The following is a 17,634-nucleotide window of genomic DNA, read 5'->3' on the forward strand; positions in this document are numbered from 1 at the left end:
GACGCACGGGGTCAGAGCCCTTTCCTGCGGAAAGGGATCCGACCCCGGCGCGGGCATCACTTGTACTTCGGCACGAACACCTTGTTCACCGCATCGGCCAGCTGGTCCGGCGGCAGCAGGCCCTGGTCGAGCAGGAAGTTGTTGAACGCCAGGCGGTCGAACTTCGCGCCCAGTGCCAGCTCGGTCTGCATGCGCAGTTCGAGGATGCGGGTGTAGCCATAGAAGTAGCTGCCCGCCTGGCCCGGCATGCGCACCATGTAACGGTCCAGTTCCTGGGTGGCCATCGCCTTGGACAGGCCGACCTGCTCCATCAGCACACGTTCGCCGTTGGCGCGGTCGGTCAGGCCGAGGTTGAGCATCGGGTCAAGCATTGCGCGTGCGGCCCGCAGCAGGCGGAACTGCAGGGCGATCATCTGCCCGTCCAGCGGCTCGTACGGCACCATCTCGGCCTCGGCATACAGCGCCCAGCCTTCAACATTCACCGAATTGAACGCGAACATGGTGCGTGCCAGCGAGACACCACGCTCGACCATCGCGGTGAACTGCAGCTCGTGGCCGGGGCGGCCTTCATGCGCGCTCAGCGTCCATGCCGCCGCACCGAAGTTGAAATCGTCGTATTGTGCGCCCGGGCCCGCCGCCGGGTTGCCCAGCGGCAGCACGAAGGTGCCCTGCTGCCCGGTGTTGTTGACCAGCGGCGCCGGCAGGAAATGCGGGGCCGGGCTGGCCGCGCTCTCGGCGGCCGAACCCAGGCGCATCTGCATGGCGCGCTTGGGCACGTCGACGATGGCATGCTCGCGGATCAGCGGATCGATCGCATCGATCACCTTGCGGTAGTGCCCTTCCAGATGGTCGTCGGCGATCTTGTCGGCCTTCAGCGCGCGGATCACCGCCACCGGGTCACTCGGGTCGGCCACCTTCAGACCCTTGTCCTTCACCACCAGCGGCGCCAGCTGCTGCATCGCCGAGCGGGTTTCCATGAACTCCAGCTGCGCGCGCTGCATCAGCAGCTTCGGATCGATATCGATACCGACCTGCTTGAGCTGGTAGGCGTACAGCGGCGCCGGCAGGCGCGCATCGGTGCGTGCCTTCGGCAGCACGTCCTTGCGGGTCCAGGCGGCGTAGTCCTTCATCTGCCCGGCCAGGGCCTTCATCGCCTCATCGGCGCCGGCGATCTGGTACTTCTTCAGCAGCGACTCGATGCCGGTGATGTACGTCTCGACATTGTCCAGCGATTGCTGCACTTCGATCTTCGTCGGCTGCAGCAGGCTGCCGTCCTTCAAGCGCTCTTCGTAACGCTGGCGGGCCAGCGTGGTGAACGCGGTGCCACCCGGCTGCAGCCCGGCGTAGGCCTTGAGGCGGTCGATCGCCTTGGCCCGGCGCTCGGCCGGCACCTGGTCGGACAGCAGCAGGTTGAGGCCGCTGAAGATGGTCTGCGGCGCGTCACTCCATGGCAGCAGGTACTTCTCGTTGAGCTCGCTGCCTTCGATGTTCTGGTTGGCGGCGTGGATCATGATCTCCAGGTCCTGGCGGACGTTGGGATCCTGCTCGGTGGCCAGCTTGGCTTTCAGTTCATCGCGGGCCTTGGCCATCGCGGCGCGGTAGCGCTTGCCATTGTCCGCACCGAGGTCGGCCACCTTGTCGTCATAGCCGGGCACGCCGAAGAAGCCGGTTTCTTCCGGCTGGAACGGGCCCTGCGCATCAAGCAGGATCTGCGCCAGTGCGTTGCTGCGGGCCACCCAGGCCGGGCTGGCCGGAGTAGCGGCCTTGGCGGCGGGTGCCGCCAGCGCCGGCGGTGCGGACATCAGCGGGGCGGCAGTCAGGGCCAGGGCAACGGCCAACGCGATCGGCTTCATGGTGCACTCCAGGACAGGGTTGCCCGCACCCTACGCGCTCAGCGCTGTGGCGACAATCGGCCGGAGGTCACAACGCCGCGGCCAGCGGGCATTCGCCGCGTTCGCGGCAGGCCTGCAGCTCGCATTCCTGCGCGGCCTCGTCATCATCCAGCGCGGTCAGGTCGAACGTCTGCTTGTTCTCGCCCAGCACATACATCACCGGATAGTCCCAGACGTCGTCGCTGCGGGTGCCCTTCACGAACAGCCGGCCGCGCGCGCGCGGGCCTTCCAGGGCCACGGTCAGGCCGACGTCACGCTGGCCGTTGATCGCGGTCTGCATGCTGCCCAGCGGCATCGACTCGGCACGCAGCGGCTCGCCGAAGGCTTCCACCAGTTCGATGCTGCATCCAGCGCGGCGCATCGCCTCGCGCATCGGCGGGCTCTCGCGTGCCGCCTCGCTCCAGCGCAGCACGCTCCAGGCCACCACGCCACCGGCACCGGCCAACACCAGCAGCACGGCCAGCGGCATCGCCCAGCGCCAGTGACGGGACCACCAGCCGGCAGGCTTCGCGCCATGGGTGGGAATCGGCGGCGGCAGTGTCATCGGCGGGCTCCTTCCCGTTTGTGCATCAGGGCTTCAGGCAGCGTCCCAGGAAGGCTTCGGCCACACGGTAGCGATGCAGGGCATCGGCGCCGGACAGGCCATGCTTGGCACCCGGATAGGTCATCAGCTCGAACGGCTGGCCGCGCTTCTGCAGCGCGCTCATCAGGCTGGTCGAGTTGGTGAACAGCACGTTGTCATCGGCCATGCCGTGAATCAGCAGCAACGGCGAACGCAGGCCTTCGATATGGGTCAGCACGCGCGCTTCGCGGTACCCCGCTTCGTTGCGCGCCGGCAGGTCCATGTAGCGTTCGGTGTAGTGGCTGTCATACAGGCCCCAATCGGTGACCGGTGCGCCGGCCACGCCACAGGCGTACTGGTTCGATGCCTTGGCCAGCAGCATCAGAGTCATGTAACCGCCGTTGGACCAGCCCTGCACGCCGATGCGCGCCGGGTCCACCCACGGCTGCTGCTTCAGCCAGGCCACGCCGCGCAGCTGGTCGGTCACTTCCACCGTGCCCTGCTTCCCGTACAGCGCACCACCGAAGTCGCGGCCACGGCGCGGAGTGCCGCGGTTGTCCAGCGAGAACACCACGTAGCCCTGCTGGGCCAGGTACTGGTTGAACAGATGGTCGCCGCGGCCGGGCCAGCTGTCGGTGACGGTCTGGCTGGCCGGGCCGCCGTAGACGTACACCGCCACCGGGTAGCGCTTGGACGGATCGAAGCCGGCCGGCTTGATCAGGCTGTAGTTCAACGGGGTCTTGCCGTCGGCAGCCATCAACGTGCCGAACTCGACCGGGCGCTGCGCATCGCGGTAGCGCGCATACGGGTGCTTGGGATCGGTCAGGTCGTTCTCGACCAGCGTGGCGATCTTCTCGCCGTTGGCGCGGAACAGTTCGATCTGCGGCGGCGTGGTGCTGTTGGACCAGCTGTCCACGTAGACGCTGGCATTGCGGGCGAAGCTGGCGCTGTGCATGCCCGGCGCCTTCGACAGGCGCTGCGGCTCACCGCCCTGCAGCGACACCGCGTAGATCTGGCTTTCGCGCGAGGTCTCGATGCCAGCACGGAAGTAGGCCTTGCCGGCCTTCTCATCGACCGCCAGCAGTTCGTCCACCGGCCAGTTGCCATGGGTCAGCGCAGTGGCCTTGCCCTTGTCATCGATGCGGTACAGGTGCTGGAAGCCGGTGCGCTCGGACGACCACAGCACGCTGCCATCTTCAAGGAAGCGCAGGCTGTTGTGCAGCGGCACCCAGGTCGGGCTGGTCTCGTGGGCGAGCACGCGCTGGCGGTTGGAGTCGAGCGCCACTTCGACCAGGTCCAGCTGCTTCTGGTCACGCGACTGGCGCTGGAAACTCAGGTGCTGCGCATCGCGCCAATCGACGCGGGCCAGGTAGATGTCCTGTTCCTTGCCCAGGTCGATCCAGCGCGGCTGCGCATCGGCGGCCGGTGCGATCACGCCCAGCTGCACGCGCACGTTGGCGTCGCCGGCGGCCGGGTAACGCTGTTCGATCACGTCGGTGCGGTCGGCATAGACCTCGTAGCGCTTCTGCACCGGCACCGGCGCCTCGTCGATGCGGGCGAAGGCGATGGCCGAATCATCCGGCGCCCACCAGTAACCGGTGTGGCGATCCATTTCCTCATCGGCGACGAACTCGGCCACGCCGTTGCCGATGGTGGTGCTGCCGTCGCGGGTCAGCTGCAGCTGCTTGCCACTGGCCAGGTCGATCACCCACAGGTTGCGGCCACGGATGAAGCTGACGAAGCCGCCTTGGGGCGACAGCTTGGCGTCGGTGGCGAAGCCTTCACCGTGGGTCAGCTGGCGCACGGCCGCCTGGCCATGCTGCTTGAGGTCGTACAGGTAGAGTTCGCCGCCCAACGGGAACAGCAGGCGCTGCGCGTCCGGCGACCACTGGTAATCGACGATGCCGGTCATCGCGGCGATGCGCTGGCGCTCGCGTCGGGCCTTTTCCTCATCGCTGAGGGTCTCGGTGCCGGGCAGCACGACCTTGGAATCAACCAGCAGGCGGGTCTGGCCGCTGCCGATGTCGTAGGTCCACAGGTCCAGCTGGTTGCGGTCGCTGTCCTTGCCGCGCAGGAAGCTGACCTGCGAACCGTCCGGCGCCACCTTGGGCTTCATCAGGGTCGGGCCGGACAACGGCAGGGGGCCGGTGATGGCTTCCAGGGTCAGCTTTTCGGCGTGGGCGGCGGTACTGGTGGCGAGCATGAGGGCAAGCGAAGCGAACAGGTGGCGCATGGAGGATCCCGGCAAACGGCAGGTCCGCCTCCACGCGGGGCGCGGGACGGTCGTCCCCCATCCTAACCAAGCCCGTGCGGGAAGGCAGCATGACCTTCTGCCCATAAGCAGTGCGGACGAGTGCCGACCAACGGTCGGCACCCACCTTCAGATGCCGGGGTCAGCGCTGGCCGAACAGATGCTTGCGCTCTTCGTCGCTGAGCGGCTTGCCGGCGTTCGGGTTCACCTGCTGGCGCAGCGCATAGGCGCGCTGGGTGGCCGGGCGCGCGGCGATGGTCTCGTGCCAGCGCTTGAGGTTCGGGAACGCGGCGAAGTCCACCGGCAGCTTGTCGTAGGCGCCGATCCACGGGTAGCTGGCCATGTCGGCGATGGTGTACGCGTCGCCGGCCAGGAAGGCCTGCTGGGCCAGGCGCTTGTCCATCACCCCGTGCAGGCGGCGCACTTCGTTGTCATAGCGCTCGATCGCATACGGGATCTTTTCCGGGGCATACACATTGAAATGCCCCATCTGGCCGCTCATCGGGCCCAGGCCCGCCATCTGCCAGAACAGCCATTCCAGGGTGGTGACGCGGCCGCGCGGGTCGCTGGGCAGGAAGCGGCCGGTCTTCTCGGCCAGGTACAGCAGGATCGCGCCGGACTCGAACACGCTCTGCGGGGCGCCGCCATCGACTGGGGCGTGGTCGACGATGGCCGGCATCTTGTTGTTGGGCGAAATGGCGAGGAATTCCGGCTTGAACTGGTCGCCCGAGCCGATGTTGACCGGGTGGATGCGGTACTCCAGGCCGGTTTCCTCCAACAGCAGGGTCACTTTATGGCCGTTCGGGGTGGGCCAGTAATACAGGTCGATCATGGCGTCGGCTCGGGGTGCGGAAAGGAACCTGAAGTCTAGTGCGTGAGTTGGGTTGGCACCGTCATGGCGGGCCGGTAACCTCGCCTCTCCCCCGAAACGCAGCATCCCCCGCATGAGTGCAAACCGCCCGCCGCTCTCCCCGTTGTCCACGCTGATCTTCGCCTCGCGCTGGCTGCAGCTGCCGCTGTACCTGGGCCTGATCGTGGCGCAGTGCGTCTACGTGTTCCTGTTCGGCAAGGAACTGTGGCACCTGATCTCGCATTCCGCCTCGATGGGTGAACAGCAGATCATGCTGATCGTGCTGGGCCTGATCGACGTGGTGATGATCTCCAACCTGCTGGTGATGGTGATCGTCGGCGGCTATGAGACCTTCGTCTCGCGCCTGCGCCTGGAAGGCCACCCGGACCAGCCGGAATGGCTGAGCCACGTCAATGCCAGCGTGCTGAAAGTGAAGCTGGCGATGGCGATCATCGGCATCTCCTCGATCCACCTGCTGAAGACCTTCATCGCCAGTGGCGCACTGAATGGCATCCCGCTGTGCACGCCGGAGCAGATGAGCGTGGCCGCCGCCAACATCGGTGTCGCCCGCTGCTCGATGCTGACTCAGGAAGGCGTGCTGTGGCAGACCATCATCCACTGCGTGTTCATCCTGTCGGCGATCGGCATCGCCTGGACCGACAAGCTGATGTCCAACGGCCACAGCAAGTCGCACGACAAGGCGCACGACCACTGATGTCGGCGCCGGCAACGGCACGGCCGCCGTTGCCCATCCCGGCCACTGCTCTTGTACGCGGCGGCGGCCGGGATGCTAGATTGCACCCTCGCCGTTGCCGGCGGTGGCGTCGGGAAACGTCACCCTGCCGCGCCCGGACCGCAGGTCCCGGCCATGCATATCAATGATTTACGTCACGTCGTCTTCTAGAGGGGAGCAGGATGTCGCACGTCTCAACGATCACCGCCGCGCGCCGGTGGCTGCCGGTTGCCCTGGCACTGGCACTGGCTGCCTGCTCGGGCAAGGAGGAAACCGCCGCACCGGCCCCGGCCGCCGCACCCACCGCCGCTGCACCGGCCGCACCGGTGGTCGCCGCCAAGGTGCAGTCGATGGGCACCGAGCAGCTGCGTGAGTCGGCCAGCCAGGCCCTGCGCGAGAACCGCATGTACGCGCCGGCTGGCGACAACGCCATCGAGTACTACCTCGCCCTGCGCGACAAGACGCCGGACGACGCCTCGGTGAAGAGCGCGCTGACCGACCTGCTGCCCTACACCCTGATCGCCGCCGAACAGCACCTGGGCCGCGAGGACTACACCGAAGCGCAGCGCCTGGTGGCACTGATCGAGAAGGTGGACGCCTCTGCGCCGGCGTTGCCGCGCCTGAAGGACGGCCTGGCCAAGGGCGTGCAGAACGCGGCCAAGCGCACCGAGGCCGAAGCCGAGAAGGCGAAGAAGGACGCCGAGGACCGCAGCAAGCAGCAGACCGAACAGCAGCGCCTGGCCGAGCAGCGTGCCAAGGAAGCCGACGCAGCCAAGCAGATCGCTGCCCAGCAGGACGCCGCCCGCCGCGACAACGAGCGCCAGGAAGCCGAGCGCCAGGCTGCGGCCCGCCGCGAAGCCGAGCAGAAGCAGCAGCAGGCTGCCGCCCAGCAGGCCAGCGCCGCACGCCAGGCCGCAGCTCCGGCGGCCGCTGCGGCGCCGAACCTGCGCCCGGTCAGCACCCCGGCGCCGCGCTATCCGTCCGAGGCGCTGCGCGCAGGCACCTCCGGCGAAGTGCTGGTGGAAATCACCGTCGGCACCGACGGTTCGGTGACCAACGCCCGTGTGCTGCGCGCAACGCCATCGCGCGTCTTCGATCGCGAGGCCATGAACGCGGTCAAGCGTTGGCGCTTCGAGCCGGTCAGCGCACCGGTCACCACCCGCCGCACCCTGGTGTTCGCCCCGGGCGGCAGCTGACCGCGAAAAGGGGACGGAGGGGATTAAGTCGTTTCCGCCCCGCAATGACCACACGGCCCGGCATGTCCGGGCCGTGTTCGTTTCAGGCGAGGCTGTCGATCAGGCGCTGCAGTGCCGGATCACGCGCGGCCAACACCTGGAACAGGCCCAGCGCATGCAGGCCCGGCAGCAGCGCACGCAGGTCGGCTTCGGCGGTGGCGCGGGTGGCGTCATCGCCGGCGGGGGCCTGCCAGTCACGGACGCTGGCGAGGAAGGCGCCGACGCTGCCCTTGCGCACGGTGAGGCCGTTCACCTGCACCTCGTTCTGATGGTCGGGAAGGATGTCGTGTGGCTGCATGGGTGATGCTCCGGTGGGATCGGAAACCCAGTGTGCCGCCCAGCCAGCGGCACTTCTGCCGTATAACTGCCATTGGATATGGCAGATCAGACATCACCCATGTTGATTGACCCCGCTTTGGCGAACGCCGAAGGCGGTCCACTCGTCCTGGCCTCGCAGCTGCGGGTGCCCGGACGGCGCCGCACCGCGCGCCACCAGCACGTGCGCGGCCAAGTGCTGGGTGCCCACCACGGCCTGCTGCGGATCGAGGCCGGCGATCTGCACTGGTTGCTGCCGGCGGGGCACGTTGCCTGGATACCGCCCTTGCTGCCCCACGCCCTGGTAGGGGCAGAGGCATTCGATGGCTGGAGCCTGTACTTCAACGCCGAAGCCTGTCTGGAGCTGCCCGCCGTGCCGCGCATTTTCCAGCCGAACGTGCTGTTGCAGGCGGCGATGATGCGCGCACTGAGTTGGCCACATCAGGCGCTGGACGCCGCGCAGGCACGCCTGGCCGGCGTGATCACCGATGAGATCGCCGCCAGCACGCCTTTGCCGCTTGCCTTGCCACAACCGCAGGATCGACGGTTGCGGCGGATCGCGGCGGCGCTGGCACGGTCGCCGGACGACCTTCGCAGCGTCGAAGCGTGGGCAGCCGCCAACGGACTGTCCAGCCGCAGCCTCGCCCGCCGGTGGCAGGCCGAAACAGGCATGACCCTGGGCCATTGGCGGCAACGCCTGCGCGTGTTGCTGTCGCTGCCACGCCTGCTGGCCGGCGAGCCGGTGATCAGCGTTGCGCTGTCGATGGGCTACGACACCCCGAGCGCGTTCATCACCGTGTTCAAGCGCGAGATGGGGGTGACGCCTGCGCGGTATTCCAGCGGCTGACGCATTCGACGCTCCCGCTGTCTACCCTCGCGACCTAAGCTATTTTCTAGAATCAGGAGGAGAACAGATGAAGTACGACGACGCCAGCTGGCATTCCGGGGGTGACTTCCCTTCGGATCTTCCGGCTGAGGCCGGCGCCACTCACATCGGCATGTACCTGGCATGGCTGCTGCTACAGGGCATGGCAAGCGAAGAGCTCGCCGAGGACGCAGAAGAAGACCTGCAGGCGCTGCGGGAACGTAGAACGACGCCGGGCCTGTTCCTGCTTCAATGCAGCGACGGCAAATTCGTCGATGACCTGGTCAGTGATGAAGCCAACACGTTCACTGCTTCGTACTACGACCTCGAGAATGGCCAGTATCTCGAAGACTATGAGGAACAGTTGGGGGCCGAGGTCCTTTCGCTGTACCACGTCGCCGATACCTGGGAAAACTTCGACCGACTGGCACCGGTGATCGCCCAGCGCTTCGCCGCTTGGCAGGCAACGCGAACCTGAGAACAACGAGGCCCGGAATGACCGGGCCTCGTTCCCCATCCGCCAGGCATGGCCTGGCGCTACCAGCTGCAGTCAGCCAGAGATGGCCAGGCGCTCGTTGTGATAGCGGCGCACGGCGGCGAACCACAGCACGGCGGCGAGGCCGAGGCTGGCGCCGAGGTAGATCGCCCAGACCGCCGGGGTGATGATCTCGTGGCGGATCACCTTCAGCAGCATCTGGTTCTGCGACAGGAACGGCACGGCGTACTGCCACAGCTCGCTCTTCAGCGGATAGGCTACCAGTGCATAGCCAGGCAGCATCGGCAGCAGCATCAGCCAGGTCATGTGGCTTTGCGCTTCCTTCATGCTCTTGGCTGCGGCCGACAGGAAGGTCAGAAGCGAGGTGCCGATCAGCAGCATCGGCAGCATCACCAGCAACATCTGCAGCATCGAGCCGACGTTCATGTTGAACTGGCGGCCGATGTTGCCGGGTGCGATCTGCGCGCTCACCTTGAACGCGACCAGGGTCAGCAGCAGCGACACGAAACCGACCACGCAGGCGGCGGCGATCTTGCCGCTGACGATCGCGCTGCGCGAGCCCGGCGTGGCCAGCAGGGGTTCCAGCGACTGCCGCTCGCGCTCGCCGGCGGTGGCGTCCATCACCAGGTAGGCGCCCCCGATGAACGAGGTCAGCGTCAGCAATACCGGCAGCAGCATCGACAGGATCATGCCGCGCTTGGCCTCGGCACTGGCCAGGTCCTGGCGCGCCACGTCCAGCGGGCGTGCCACCTGTGCGTCGATGCCACGCGCCATCAGGCGCAGTGCACCGACCTGGCCGTTGTAGGTGGCCAGCGCCGCCTCCAGGCGCGCACTGGGTACTTCAGCCGCGCGACGCGTGCTGTCCTTGATCACCTCCACCAGCGCCGGCTTGCCCTCGGCCCAGTCCTTGCCGAAGTCATCGCTGATGCGCAGCGCCACATCGATGTCCTGGGTGCGGATGGCCTCGGCCAGGTCCTTCGGTGCCGGTGCGGCATTGAGGCCCTGTGCGGCGAGGAAGCGCACCAGGTTCGGCGCGTTCCCGGCGCCGATGGTCGGGATCTGCAACGGCTCTTCGATCTGGGTGCGTACCCGGCTCTCGGCCAGCTTGCCCATGCCCAGCAGCAGCACCGGGTACAGCAGCGGCCCGAACAGCAGGGTCAGCAGCAGCGTGCGGCGGTCACGCGACAGGTCGCGCAGTTCCTTGCGCATCACCGTCATCAGGGTCGACATCATGCTCATGCGTGCAGGCCCTCTTCGCTGCCGATCAGTTTCACGAACGCGTCCTCAAGATTGGCTTCGCCGGCCTGCGCACGCAGCTCGTCGGCGCTGCCGGCAGCCATCACCGTGCCCTTGGCGATGATCACGATGTGGTCACACAACGCGCCCACCTCCTGCATGATGTGGCTGGACAGGATCACGCAGCGCCCCTCTTCGCGCAGGCCCAGCAGGAAGCGGCGCAGCGCGCGCGTGGTCATCACATCCAGGCCGTTGGTCGGTTCGTCGAGGATGACGTTGCGCGGGTCGTGCACCAGCGCGCGGGCAATCGCGGTCTTGGTGCGCTGGCCCTGCGAGAAACCATCGGTCTGCCGGTCGAGGATGTCACCCATGTCCAGCGCGTGCGACAGCACCTCGATGCGTTCGCGGATGCGCTCGGCCGACAGGCCATGCAGTTCGCCGAAGTAGGCGATGTTCTCGCGCGCGGTCAGGCGCTTGTAGACGCCACGCGCATCGGGCAGCACGCCAAGGTGGCGACGTACCTCCACCGGATTGCGCGCCGCATCGATGCCGTCGACAGTGATGCTGCCCTGGTCGGGCGTCATCAGTGTGTACAGCATGCGCATGGTGGTGGTCTTGCCGGCACCGTTGGGGCCGAGCAGGCCGGTGATCAGCCCATCCCCGGCGCGGAAGCCGACGTTGGCGACCGCCTGGATGCGGCCCGTGCGGGTATCGAAGGCCTTGTGCAGGTTGTCGGCGACGATCATGGTTCCCATCCATTGAACGAGGTGAACGCCGGCACGTAGCTCAGCGTATCCAGGCAGCCGGCATCCAGCGCCTTGGCATCGGTCTTGTCGATGAACTGGCCGAGCAGCCGCGGCATGCAGCCGGCGGTCAACGTGCCATGGCCCTGGCCACGGGCGACCAGCGCACGGCCGTTGGGCAGGCCCTTGAGCACCTGTGCGGCGTAACGCGGCGGCGTCACCGGGTCCAGCTCACCAGACAGCAGCAGTGCCGGCACGTCGCTGCGCAGCGGCACGGCATCGGTTGCCGGCGCCGGACGGTGCGGCCACACCGGGCAGGCCGCGAAGAACGCACTGGCCACTTCGTTGCCGAACAGCCGCTCGGGATCCTCGGCCGGCGCGTGGTAGCGCGGCGCATCCTCGCTGCAGATCACCGACCACTGCATGCCGCGGTTGATCTGGAAATCCATGCTGCGGTTCGCGCCGCGCGCCAGCGATGCCAATGGGGCATAGCGCCCGTGTGCGGCTTCATCCAGCACCAGTGGCAGCAGCGAGGAATACTGCGGCACGTAGGAGAAGGCGAAGGCAAGGCCGACCACGCTGTCCGGGGTCAGGACATCCTGCCGGGGTGCGTTGGTGCCCGGGTCGCGATACTCGACCGAGACCGGTGCACGGCGCAGGGTGTCGACCACGCTGCGCAGCTGCGCGCGGGTATCGGTCGGGAAACGCTTGCTGCACGCAGCATCCTTGCGGCACTGCGCCGACTGCAGGGCGATCGCATCCTCGAAGGTGGTCGCGAAGTCGCCACCGACCACCAGCTCGTTCGGTACCACGCCATCGATGACGATGCTGCGGGTGTGCTGCGGATAGGCCCCGGCATAGCGCTGGGCCACGCGGGTACCGTAGGAGCCGCCAACCAGGTTGAGCTGGTCCACACCGAGCGCCGCACGCACCGCATCCAGATCGGCGATCGCCTCGGTGGTGGTGTAGAAGCGCGCATCGGCACGCCCCTGCAGCGATGCGGCGCAGCGCTGGGCGTAATCGCGCAGCGATGCCTCGGAAGGCGCGGCATCCTCGTCCACCTGCAGCGGCTTGCCGTCCGCGCCCAGGCAGCTGAGCGGGTTGGAGCCGCCGGTGCCGCGCTGGTCGATCAGGAACACGTCGCGCTGCTTGCGCACCTGGCGCAGTGCAGTATCGACGATGACCGCCACCTCGCTGGCCGCTTGGCCGGGGCCGCCGGCCAGGAAGAACACCGGGTCGGGCTGGCTGGCGCCGCTGCTGCCCGATTCCAGCCAGGCGACACGCAGGCCGATCCGGCGACCGTCAGGCTGGGCCCGGTCCTCCGGCACCTGCAGGGTGGCGCACTGCGCCTCCACGTTGGCGCTGGCACCTTCGGTGGACAGTGTGCAGGGCTGGAAGTCGATCGTGCCGAAGCGGCGGCTGGGTGCATCGCTGGCGCTTCCGGCGTCGGCCGGCGTCGGCTGGCTGCACCCGGCAAGCATCAGGCTGGCCAGCATCCCGGCCAGCGCGAGGTGGTGTCTTTGCATCGTGCTCGTTTCCCCTGGAGGACGTTCCTGTCGACCACGACGGGCTGCCGCGGAAGATGTGACCCAACTTACACGGGCAGCGCGCCGACGGCGATGGGCAATGACGAATCCGCAGCCAACGGCGCGCAGACCAGGCGGTCCCGCCTCTCGGCCTTGGCCGGCACAGGGCGGCATCGGCGGCGGCCCGCAGCGCCCCATGGGCCAGTGCACCGGCCCGGCGGCAATGCGGGGTCTGAAAACGGCGAGCACGGCCGCCGGCGCACGCGCAGAATCCGCCGCAGACCCAGGAGACGCTCATGCACACGTGGTACCTCGGTGGCATCGACCATCGCCCCTTCCTGCACCTGTTCGAGATGAGTGACAGCGCGCTCGCCGCGCTCGGCATCCAGCGTCGCTGGGCCGGCGCCAACGGCGGCCATCCCTGCCGGATCAGCCTGAGCGATCCCGCGCCTGGCAGCGAGCTGCTCCTGCTGTCCCACGTCCACCTGCCGCTGCATTCACCGTATCGCGCCGCCGGCCCGATCTTCGTGCAGCGCGGCGTGACCCGTTGCGTCCTGCCGCCAGGCGAGGTGCCCCCGTATGTGCAGCGCCGGATGATATCGATGCGTGCCTATGACCACGCCGCGCTGATGTGCGGTGCCCAGGTCTGTGCGGGCACCGAGGTGGCCGACCACCTGGATGCACTGTTTGCCGACCCGTCGGTGGCGTTCGTCCAGCTGCACAACGCGGCGCATGGCTGTTTCTCGTGCCAGGCAGATCGGGTGGGTACCGTGACTGCGTAGCGTGATCCCCATGACGTGATCGATGCCACGCCGGTCACGTGACGTCCAGCGCATCCGTTCAGCCCTGCGTGAAGCCTGCGGGAAGGGCTTCACATGCGCAGTCACGGATCGGCACTGCGATGGTTCCGTCGCCTGCATCGCGACTCGATACTCGCCGTGGTGCCGCCGGAAGTCCACTGCGCAGCGCAGCGCCTGCGGTCACCGTTCCCTTTCGACGACCACAAGGATGCGCCATGTCATTCCGATCCACACCGCTGCTGCTGGCTACCTCGTTCGTGGCTGCGGGCCTGTCCCTGGCCGGCAACGCGTTCGCCCACGGCACCATGACCACGCCGGTCAGCCGCGTCTACGCCTGTTTCCAGGGCAACCCCGAGAACCCGACCAACCCGGCCTGTGCCGCCGCCAAGGCCATCGGCGGTTCGCAGGCGTTCTACGACTGGAACGGCATCAACCAGGCCAATGCCAACGGCAACCACCAGGCCGTGGTGCCCGACGGCAAGCTGTGCAGCGGCAACAACCCGACCTTCCGCGGCCTGGACGTGAACCGCAGTGACTGGCAGACCACGCCGATCCAGCCCGATGCCAATGGCAGGTTCACCTTCGTGTTCAAGGCGACCGCACCGCACGCCACCCGTGACTGGCGCTTCTTCGTCACCCGCGAAGGCTGGCAGCCGGGCAGCCCGCTGCGCTGGGCCGACCTGCAGGAGTTCTGCACCCTGGGCAATACACCGCTGTCGGCCGATGGCACCTACAAGCTGCAATGCACATTGCCGCAGCGCAGCGGCCAGCATGTGATCTACAACACCTGGCAGCGCTCGGATTCGACCGAGGCGTTCTATACCTGCATGGATGTGCGCTTCCAGGGCGGCGGCGGAACGGCACCGGCAACACAGTGGCAGGATGCCGGCCCGGTCACCGCGCGCGGCGAGCTGCCGGTCGGCACCACGTTGGCGCTGCGCGTGTTCAATGCCAACGGCAATGATGTCGAACGCGTGGAAGCCACGCTGGCCAGCGGCCAGACTGCCGCCGCACAGTGGCCGCTGGTGCTGGCACGCAAGGTCAATGCCAGTGCGCAGCACGCACGCGTGGGCGTGCTCAGCAACGGCGTGATCACGCCGGCGGCCTCGGCCACCGACAACCGGGTGTACCTGAAGGACGGCAACCGCTTCCAGCTCGACACCCGGGTGCCCGACGCGGGCACGCCGTCGCCGGGCGGTGATTTCGACCACGTGTACCCCGCAGGCATTGGCAGCTACGTCCCCGGCCAGACCGTGGTAAAGGGCACCGACGGCAAGCTGTACGCCTGCCGCCCGTTCCCGGAAGGGGCGTGGTGCAACGTCAATGCCGAGGCATATCGCCCCGGTATGGGCAGTGCATGGCGCGATGCTTGGGTGCCCTACTGACCCGTTGTAGAAGGCGGTGCGCATCGCGCCGCCTTCTGCCTGAGCCGCAGTGCTTTGAGCAGCGTGCTGCAGATCAGGCACGACAGCCACTGAAATCAAACTTGTCCGATATTGCCGGCCTGTCTGCATGTGAAGACTTCATGGGGTTTCCCATACCTCGCAAAGGAGTCTCTGCATGCACCTGTCCCATCGGGCAGTCCTCGCACTGTCCGTCGTTGCCGGCCTGGCCCTGTCCGGCAGCGCCTTCGCCCACGGCACCATGACCAAGCCGCTCAGCCGCGTGAAGCAGTGCCACGAGGGCAATCCGGAAAACCCGACCAACCCGGCCTGCGCCGCCGCCAAGGCAATTGGCGGCGCGCAGCCGTTCTACGACTGGAGCGCGATTGCGCACGGCAATGCCAATGGCAACCATCGTGAACTGGTGCGCGACGGCGAGCTGTGCAGTGCCAGCATTCCCAAGTACCGCGGCCTCGACCTGAACCGCACGGACTGGCCGACCACGCCGATCCGCGCCGACGCGCGTGGCCGCTACACCTTCGAATTCTATGCCCCGGCCCCGCATGCCACCCGCGAGTGGAAGTTCTATGTCACCCGTGAGGGCTGGCAGCCGGGCAGCCCGCTGCGCTGGGCCGACCTGCAGGAGTTCTGCACCCTGGGCAACGTGCCGGTGGATGGCAAGACCTACAAGCTGGATTGCCCGCTGCCCAAGCGCAGTGGCCAGCACATCATCTACAACACCTGGCAGCGTTCGGATTCGGGTGAAGCGTTCTACACCTGCATGGACGTGCGATTCGAAGGCGGCAATGGCGTGATTCCGCCGCCGCAGTGGCAGGATGCCGGCCCGGTCACCGCCCGCGGTGCGCTGGAGGCAGGCACCACGCTGACCCTGCGCGTGTTCAATGCCAACGGCAACGATCTGGAGCGCCCGGAAATCACCCTGGCTGCTGGCCAGACCGCTCCGGCACAGTGGCCGATGGCGCTGGCCCGCAAGGTCAACGGCAGTGCCCAGCACGCCCGCGTCGGCGTGATGAAGAACGGCGTGATCACGCCGGTGGCGTCCGCCACCGAGAACCGCGTCTACCTGAAGCCAGGCAACCGCTTTGAACTGGAAACCCAGATTCCGGGCCCGGTTGATCCGGTCGATCCGCCGGGTGGCGATTTCGACTTCGTGTATCCGGCCGGCCTCGGCAGCTACAAGCCTGGCGAGACCGTGGTGAAGGGCACCGACGGCAAGCTGTACGCCTGCCGTCCGTTCCCGGAAGGTGCGTGGTGCAACATCAACGCCGATGCCTATCGCCCGGGCACCGGCTTTGCCTGGCGTGATGCCTGGATCGCGTACTGAACTCGACGGGGGTGGCACTTCGGTGCCACCCCTCCTGCATGACGCTTCTTGCGATGGCGGTCGCATGGAAAAAGGCGATGGGTTCCCAGCCTCGTTTTTTTAGGAACCGTTGAATGGAGGACGCTCTATGCTGCGTGGAAACTCGGCGGGTCTTCCACGCGTCAAAGGACGTCATCGATGCAAGCCCACCTACTTGCAGCAGTTGCTGCCTCCCTGTGCGCAGCTCTCTTCGCCTCACAGGAGGCCCAGGCCCACGGCACCCTTTCCAAGCCGATCAGCCGCATCTACGCCTGCCGTCAGGCCAACCCCGAGAATCCGACCAATGCGGCCTGTGCGGCAGCCAAGGCCATCGGTGGCGCGCAGCCCTTCTACGACTGGGCCGGCATCAACCAGGCCGAGGCTGACGGCAACCATCGCCAGGTCGTGCCTGATGGCGAACTGTGCAGCGGCGGCAATGCAAAGTACCGCGGCATGAACCTCAATCGCACGGACTGGTCGACCAGCCCGATCCGCGCCGATGCCCGCGGTCGCTACACCTTTGAGTACCTCGCATCGGCTCCGCACAAGACCCGAGACTGGGTCTTCTATGTAACCCGCGAAGGTTGGCAACCGGGCAGCCCGCTGCGTTGGGACGATCTGGAGCAGTTCTGCTCGCTGGGTCACGTGGACGAGGATGCCAACGGCATCTACCGACTCGATTGCCCACTGCCCAAGCGTACTGGCCAGCACATCATCTACAACACCTGGCAACGCTCGGATTCGAAGGAAGCGTTCTATACCTGTGCCGACGTACGTTTCGAAGGCGGTGACATCATTCCGCCACCAGAGTGGGAGGACGCTGGGGCCATCACCGCGCGGGGTGACCTGGAGACCGGTACCACCCTGACCCTGCGCGTGTTCAACGCCAACGGCAATGACCTGGAAAGCCCGAAGATCACCCTCGCCACCGGGCAGACCTCCGCCACGCAATGGCCGCTGGCGCTGGCCCACCAGGTCAACGCTTCTGCCCAGCATGCCCGGGTGGGCGTGCTGAAGAACGGAATCATCACTCCCATCGCCTCGGCCACCGAGAACCGCGTCTACCTGAAGCCGGGCCATCGCTTCCAGCTCGACACGCAGCTGCCGGATCCGGTCGATCCGCCACCGGGCGACTATGACTTCGTGTATCCGGACGGTATCGGCAGCTACACGCCGGGCGAAACCGTGGTCAAGGGCGCCGACGGCAAATTCTACGCCTGCCGCCCGTTCCCGGAGGGCGCGTGGTGCAACGTCAATGCCGAACCCTACCGCCCGGGCACCGGCTCTGCCTGGCGTGACGCCTGGATCGCGTACTGAGGCCGGGCACCGGGGGCGGCGTGGTGCCGCCTCCGGTTTGCGGGGGGGTGCCGGCCAGCGGCCGGCAC

General features: G+C 67.3%; 16 protein-coding genes. 8 read left to right on the plus strand and 8 right to left on the minus strand.

The features are described 5' to 3' along the window. Window positions 1-56: 56 nt before the first annotated feature. The 4 genes from ACSYHF_RS19595 to ACSYHF_RS19610 form a co-directional block, all read right to left on the minus strand. Window positions 57-1,853 (minus strand): DUF885 domain-containing protein, encoded by a 1,797-nt coding sequence (locus tag ACSYHF_RS19595; protein WP_005420189.1) that lies wholly within the window; start codon window positions 1,851-1,853, stop codon window positions 57-59. Between the two features lie 67 nt (window positions 1,854-1,920). Continuing rightward, window positions 1,921-2,436: a cytochrome c oxidase assembly factor 1 family protein gene (locus ACSYHF_RS19600; protein ID WP_262220825.1), complete on the minus strand. Its 516-nt coding sequence runs from the start codon at window positions 2,434-2,436 to the stop codon at window positions 1,921-1,923. Window positions 2,437-2,461: 25 nt separating this feature from the next. Further along, entirely contained in the window at window positions 2,462-4,687 is a 2,226-nt protein-coding gene (locus ACSYHF_RS19605; protein ID WP_065177872.1) for a S9 family peptidase, read from the minus strand. A gap of 160 nt (window positions 4,688-4,847) precedes the next feature. After that, window positions 4,848-5,537 (minus strand): glutathione binding-like protein, encoded by a 690-nt coding sequence (locus ACSYHF_RS19610; protein ID WP_262220824.1) that lies wholly within the window; start codon window positions 5,535-5,537, stop codon window positions 4,848-4,850. A gap of 112 nt (window positions 5,538-5,649) precedes the next feature. Here ACSYHF_RS19610 and ACSYHF_RS19615 point away from each other — a divergent pair, with 112 nt between their 5' ends. Next, entirely contained in the window at window positions 5,650-6,270 is a 621-nt protein-coding gene (locus ACSYHF_RS19615) for a TIGR00645 family protein (RefSeq protein ID WP_005420197.1), read from the plus strand. A gap of 200 nt (window positions 6,271-6,470) precedes the next feature. Beyond that, on the plus strand, window positions 6,471-7,484 hold the full coding sequence (locus ACSYHF_RS19620; protein WP_061478999.1) for an energy transducer TonB: 1,014 nt from the start codon (window positions 6,471-6,473) through the stop codon (window positions 7,482-7,484). An 82-nt stretch (window positions 7,485-7,566) separates the two neighbouring features. On the opposite strand, the gene ACSYHF_RS19625 is transcribed toward ACSYHF_RS19620, so the two are convergent. Continuing rightward, window positions 7,567-7,821: a hypothetical protein gene (locus tag ACSYHF_RS19625; protein WP_447575953.1), complete on the minus strand. Its 255-nt coding sequence runs from the start codon at window positions 7,819-7,821 to the stop codon at window positions 7,567-7,569. Window positions 7,822-7,899: 78 nt separating this feature from the next. Here ACSYHF_RS19625 and ACSYHF_RS19630 point away from each other — a divergent pair, with 78 nt between their 5' ends. Further along, window positions 7,900-8,685: an AraC family transcriptional regulator gene (locus tag ACSYHF_RS19630; RefSeq protein ID WP_134956260.1), complete on the plus strand. Its 786-nt coding sequence runs from the start codon at window positions 7,900-7,902 to the stop codon at window positions 8,683-8,685. Between the two features lie 67 nt (window positions 8,686-8,752). Further along, window positions 8,753-9,181, plus strand: coding sequence for a DUF7832 domain-containing protein (locus ACSYHF_RS19635; protein WP_005420206.1), 429 nt, complete (start codon window positions 8,753-8,755; stop codon window positions 9,179-9,181). Window positions 9,182-9,253: 72 nt separating this feature from the next. Here ACSYHF_RS19635 and ACSYHF_RS19640 read toward each other — a convergent pair whose 3' ends face one another. Genes ACSYHF_RS19640 through ACSYHF_RS19650 form a run of 3 tightly spaced genes read right to left on the minus strand, consistent with a single transcriptional unit; the run spans window position 9,254 to window position 12,704 of the window. Then, complete coding sequence (locus ACSYHF_RS19640) at window positions 9,254-10,438, minus strand: ABC transporter permease (protein WP_069138817.1); 1,185 nt, start codon at window positions 10,436-10,438, stop codon at window positions 9,254-9,256. Further along, window positions 10,435-11,181, minus strand: a complete 747-nt coding sequence (locus ACSYHF_RS19645) for an ABC transporter ATP-binding protein (RefSeq protein WP_065177866.1) — start codon at window positions 11,179-11,181, stop codon at window positions 10,435-10,437. The genes ACSYHF_RS19640 and ACSYHF_RS19645 overlap by 4 nt, the downstream gene beginning before the upstream one ends. Next, entirely contained in the window at window positions 11,178-12,704 is a 1,527-nt protein-coding gene (locus tag ACSYHF_RS19650; RefSeq protein ID WP_053496784.1) for an alpha/beta hydrolase, read from the minus strand. Before ACSYHF_RS19650 ends, ACSYHF_RS19645 begins: the two co-directional genes overlap by 4 nt. Window positions 12,705-13,000: 296 nt before the next feature. Between ACSYHF_RS19650 and ACSYHF_RS19655 the strand changes: the two genes are divergently transcribed. From ACSYHF_RS19655 to ACSYHF_RS19670, 4 genes are all read left to right on the plus strand, one after another. Further along, a complete protein-coding gene (locus ACSYHF_RS19655; protein WP_005420217.1) occupies window positions 13,001-13,486 on the plus strand; it encodes a DUF1203 domain-containing protein in 486 nt (161 codons plus the stop codon). Between the two features lie 233 nt (window positions 13,487-13,719). Continuing rightward, window positions 13,720-14,889, plus strand: coding sequence for a lytic polysaccharide monooxygenase (locus ACSYHF_RS19660; protein ID WP_111128517.1), 1,170 nt, complete (start codon window positions 13,720-13,722; stop codon window positions 14,887-14,889). 175 nt (window positions 14,890-15,064) lie between these two features. After that, window positions 15,065-16,231, plus strand: coding sequence for a lytic polysaccharide monooxygenase (locus ACSYHF_RS19665; RefSeq protein WP_065177863.1), 1,167 nt, complete (start codon window positions 15,065-15,067; stop codon window positions 16,229-16,231). Window positions 16,232-16,408: 177 nt separating this feature from the next. After that, complete coding sequence (locus ACSYHF_RS19670) at window positions 16,409-17,566, plus strand: lytic polysaccharide monooxygenase (RefSeq protein WP_095378234.1); 1,158 nt, start codon at window positions 16,409-16,411, stop codon at window positions 17,564-17,566. The last annotated feature ends 68 nt before the right edge of the window (window positions 17,567-17,634 follow it).

The organism is Stenotrophomonas maltophilia group sp. P373 (assembly GCF_053295075.1).

What these genes read in the sequence shown, in the direction of transcription:
- ACSYHF_RS19645 (WP_065177866.1), bottom strand. Translation starts at nt 11,181, where the DNA reads ATGATCGTCGCCGACAACCTGCACAAGGCCTTCGATACCCGCACGGGC.
- ACSYHF_RS19600 (WP_262220825.1), bottom strand. Translation starts at nt 2,436, where the DNA reads ATGACACTGCCGCCGCCGATTCCCACCCATGGCGCGAAGCCTGCCGGC.
- ACSYHF_RS19620 (WP_061478999.1), top strand. Translation starts at nt 6,471, where the DNA reads ATGTCGCACGTCTCAACGATCACCGCCGCGCGCCGGTGGCTGCCGGTT.
- ACSYHF_RS19605 (WP_065177872.1), bottom strand. Translation starts at nt 4,687, where the DNA reads ATGCGCCACCTGTTCGCTTCGCTTGCCCTCATGCTCGCCACCAGTACC.
- ACSYHF_RS19630 (WP_134956260.1), top strand. Translation starts at nt 7,900, where the DNA reads ATGGCAGATCAGACATCACCCATGTTGATTGACCCCGCTTTGGCGAAC.
- ACSYHF_RS19670 (WP_095378234.1), top strand. Translation starts at nt 16,409, where the DNA reads ATGCAAGCCCACCTACTTGCAGCAGTTGCTGCCTCCCTGTGCGCAGCT.
- ACSYHF_RS19595 (WP_005420189.1), bottom strand. Translation starts at nt 1,853, where the DNA reads ATGAAGCCGATCGCGTTGGCCGTTGCCCTGGCCCTGACTGCCGCCCCG.
- ACSYHF_RS19655 (WP_005420217.1), top strand. Translation starts at nt 13,001, where the DNA reads ATGCACACGTGGTACCTCGGTGGCATCGACCATCGCCCCTTCCTGCAC.
- ACSYHF_RS19640 (WP_069138817.1), bottom strand. Translation starts at nt 10,438, where the DNA reads ATGAGCATGATGTCGACCCTGATGACGGTGATGCGCAAGGAACTGCGC.
- ACSYHF_RS19625 (WP_447575953.1), bottom strand. Translation starts at nt 7,821, where the DNA reads ATGCAGCCACACGACATCCTTCCCGACCATCAGAACGAGGTGCAGGTG.
- ACSYHF_RS19660 (WP_111128517.1), top strand. Translation starts at nt 13,720, where the DNA reads ATGTCATTCCGATCCACACCGCTGCTGCTGGCTACCTCGTTCGTGGCT.
- ACSYHF_RS19635 (WP_005420206.1), top strand. Translation starts at nt 8,753, where the DNA reads ATGAAGTACGACGACGCCAGCTGGCATTCCGGGGGTGACTTCCCTTCG.
- ACSYHF_RS19665 (WP_065177863.1), top strand. Translation starts at nt 15,065, where the DNA reads ATGCACCTGTCCCATCGGGCAGTCCTCGCACTGTCCGTCGTTGCCGGC.
- ACSYHF_RS19650 (WP_053496784.1), bottom strand. Translation starts at nt 12,704, where the DNA reads ATGCAAAGACACCACCTCGCGCTGGCCGGGATGCTGGCCAGCCTGATG.
- ACSYHF_RS19615 (WP_005420197.1), top strand. Translation starts at nt 5,650, where the DNA reads ATGAGTGCAAACCGCCCGCCGCTCTCCCCGTTGTCCACGCTGATCTTC.
- ACSYHF_RS19610 (WP_262220824.1), bottom strand. Translation starts at nt 5,537, where the DNA reads ATGATCGACCTGTATTACTGGCCCACCCCGAACGGCCATAAAGTGACC.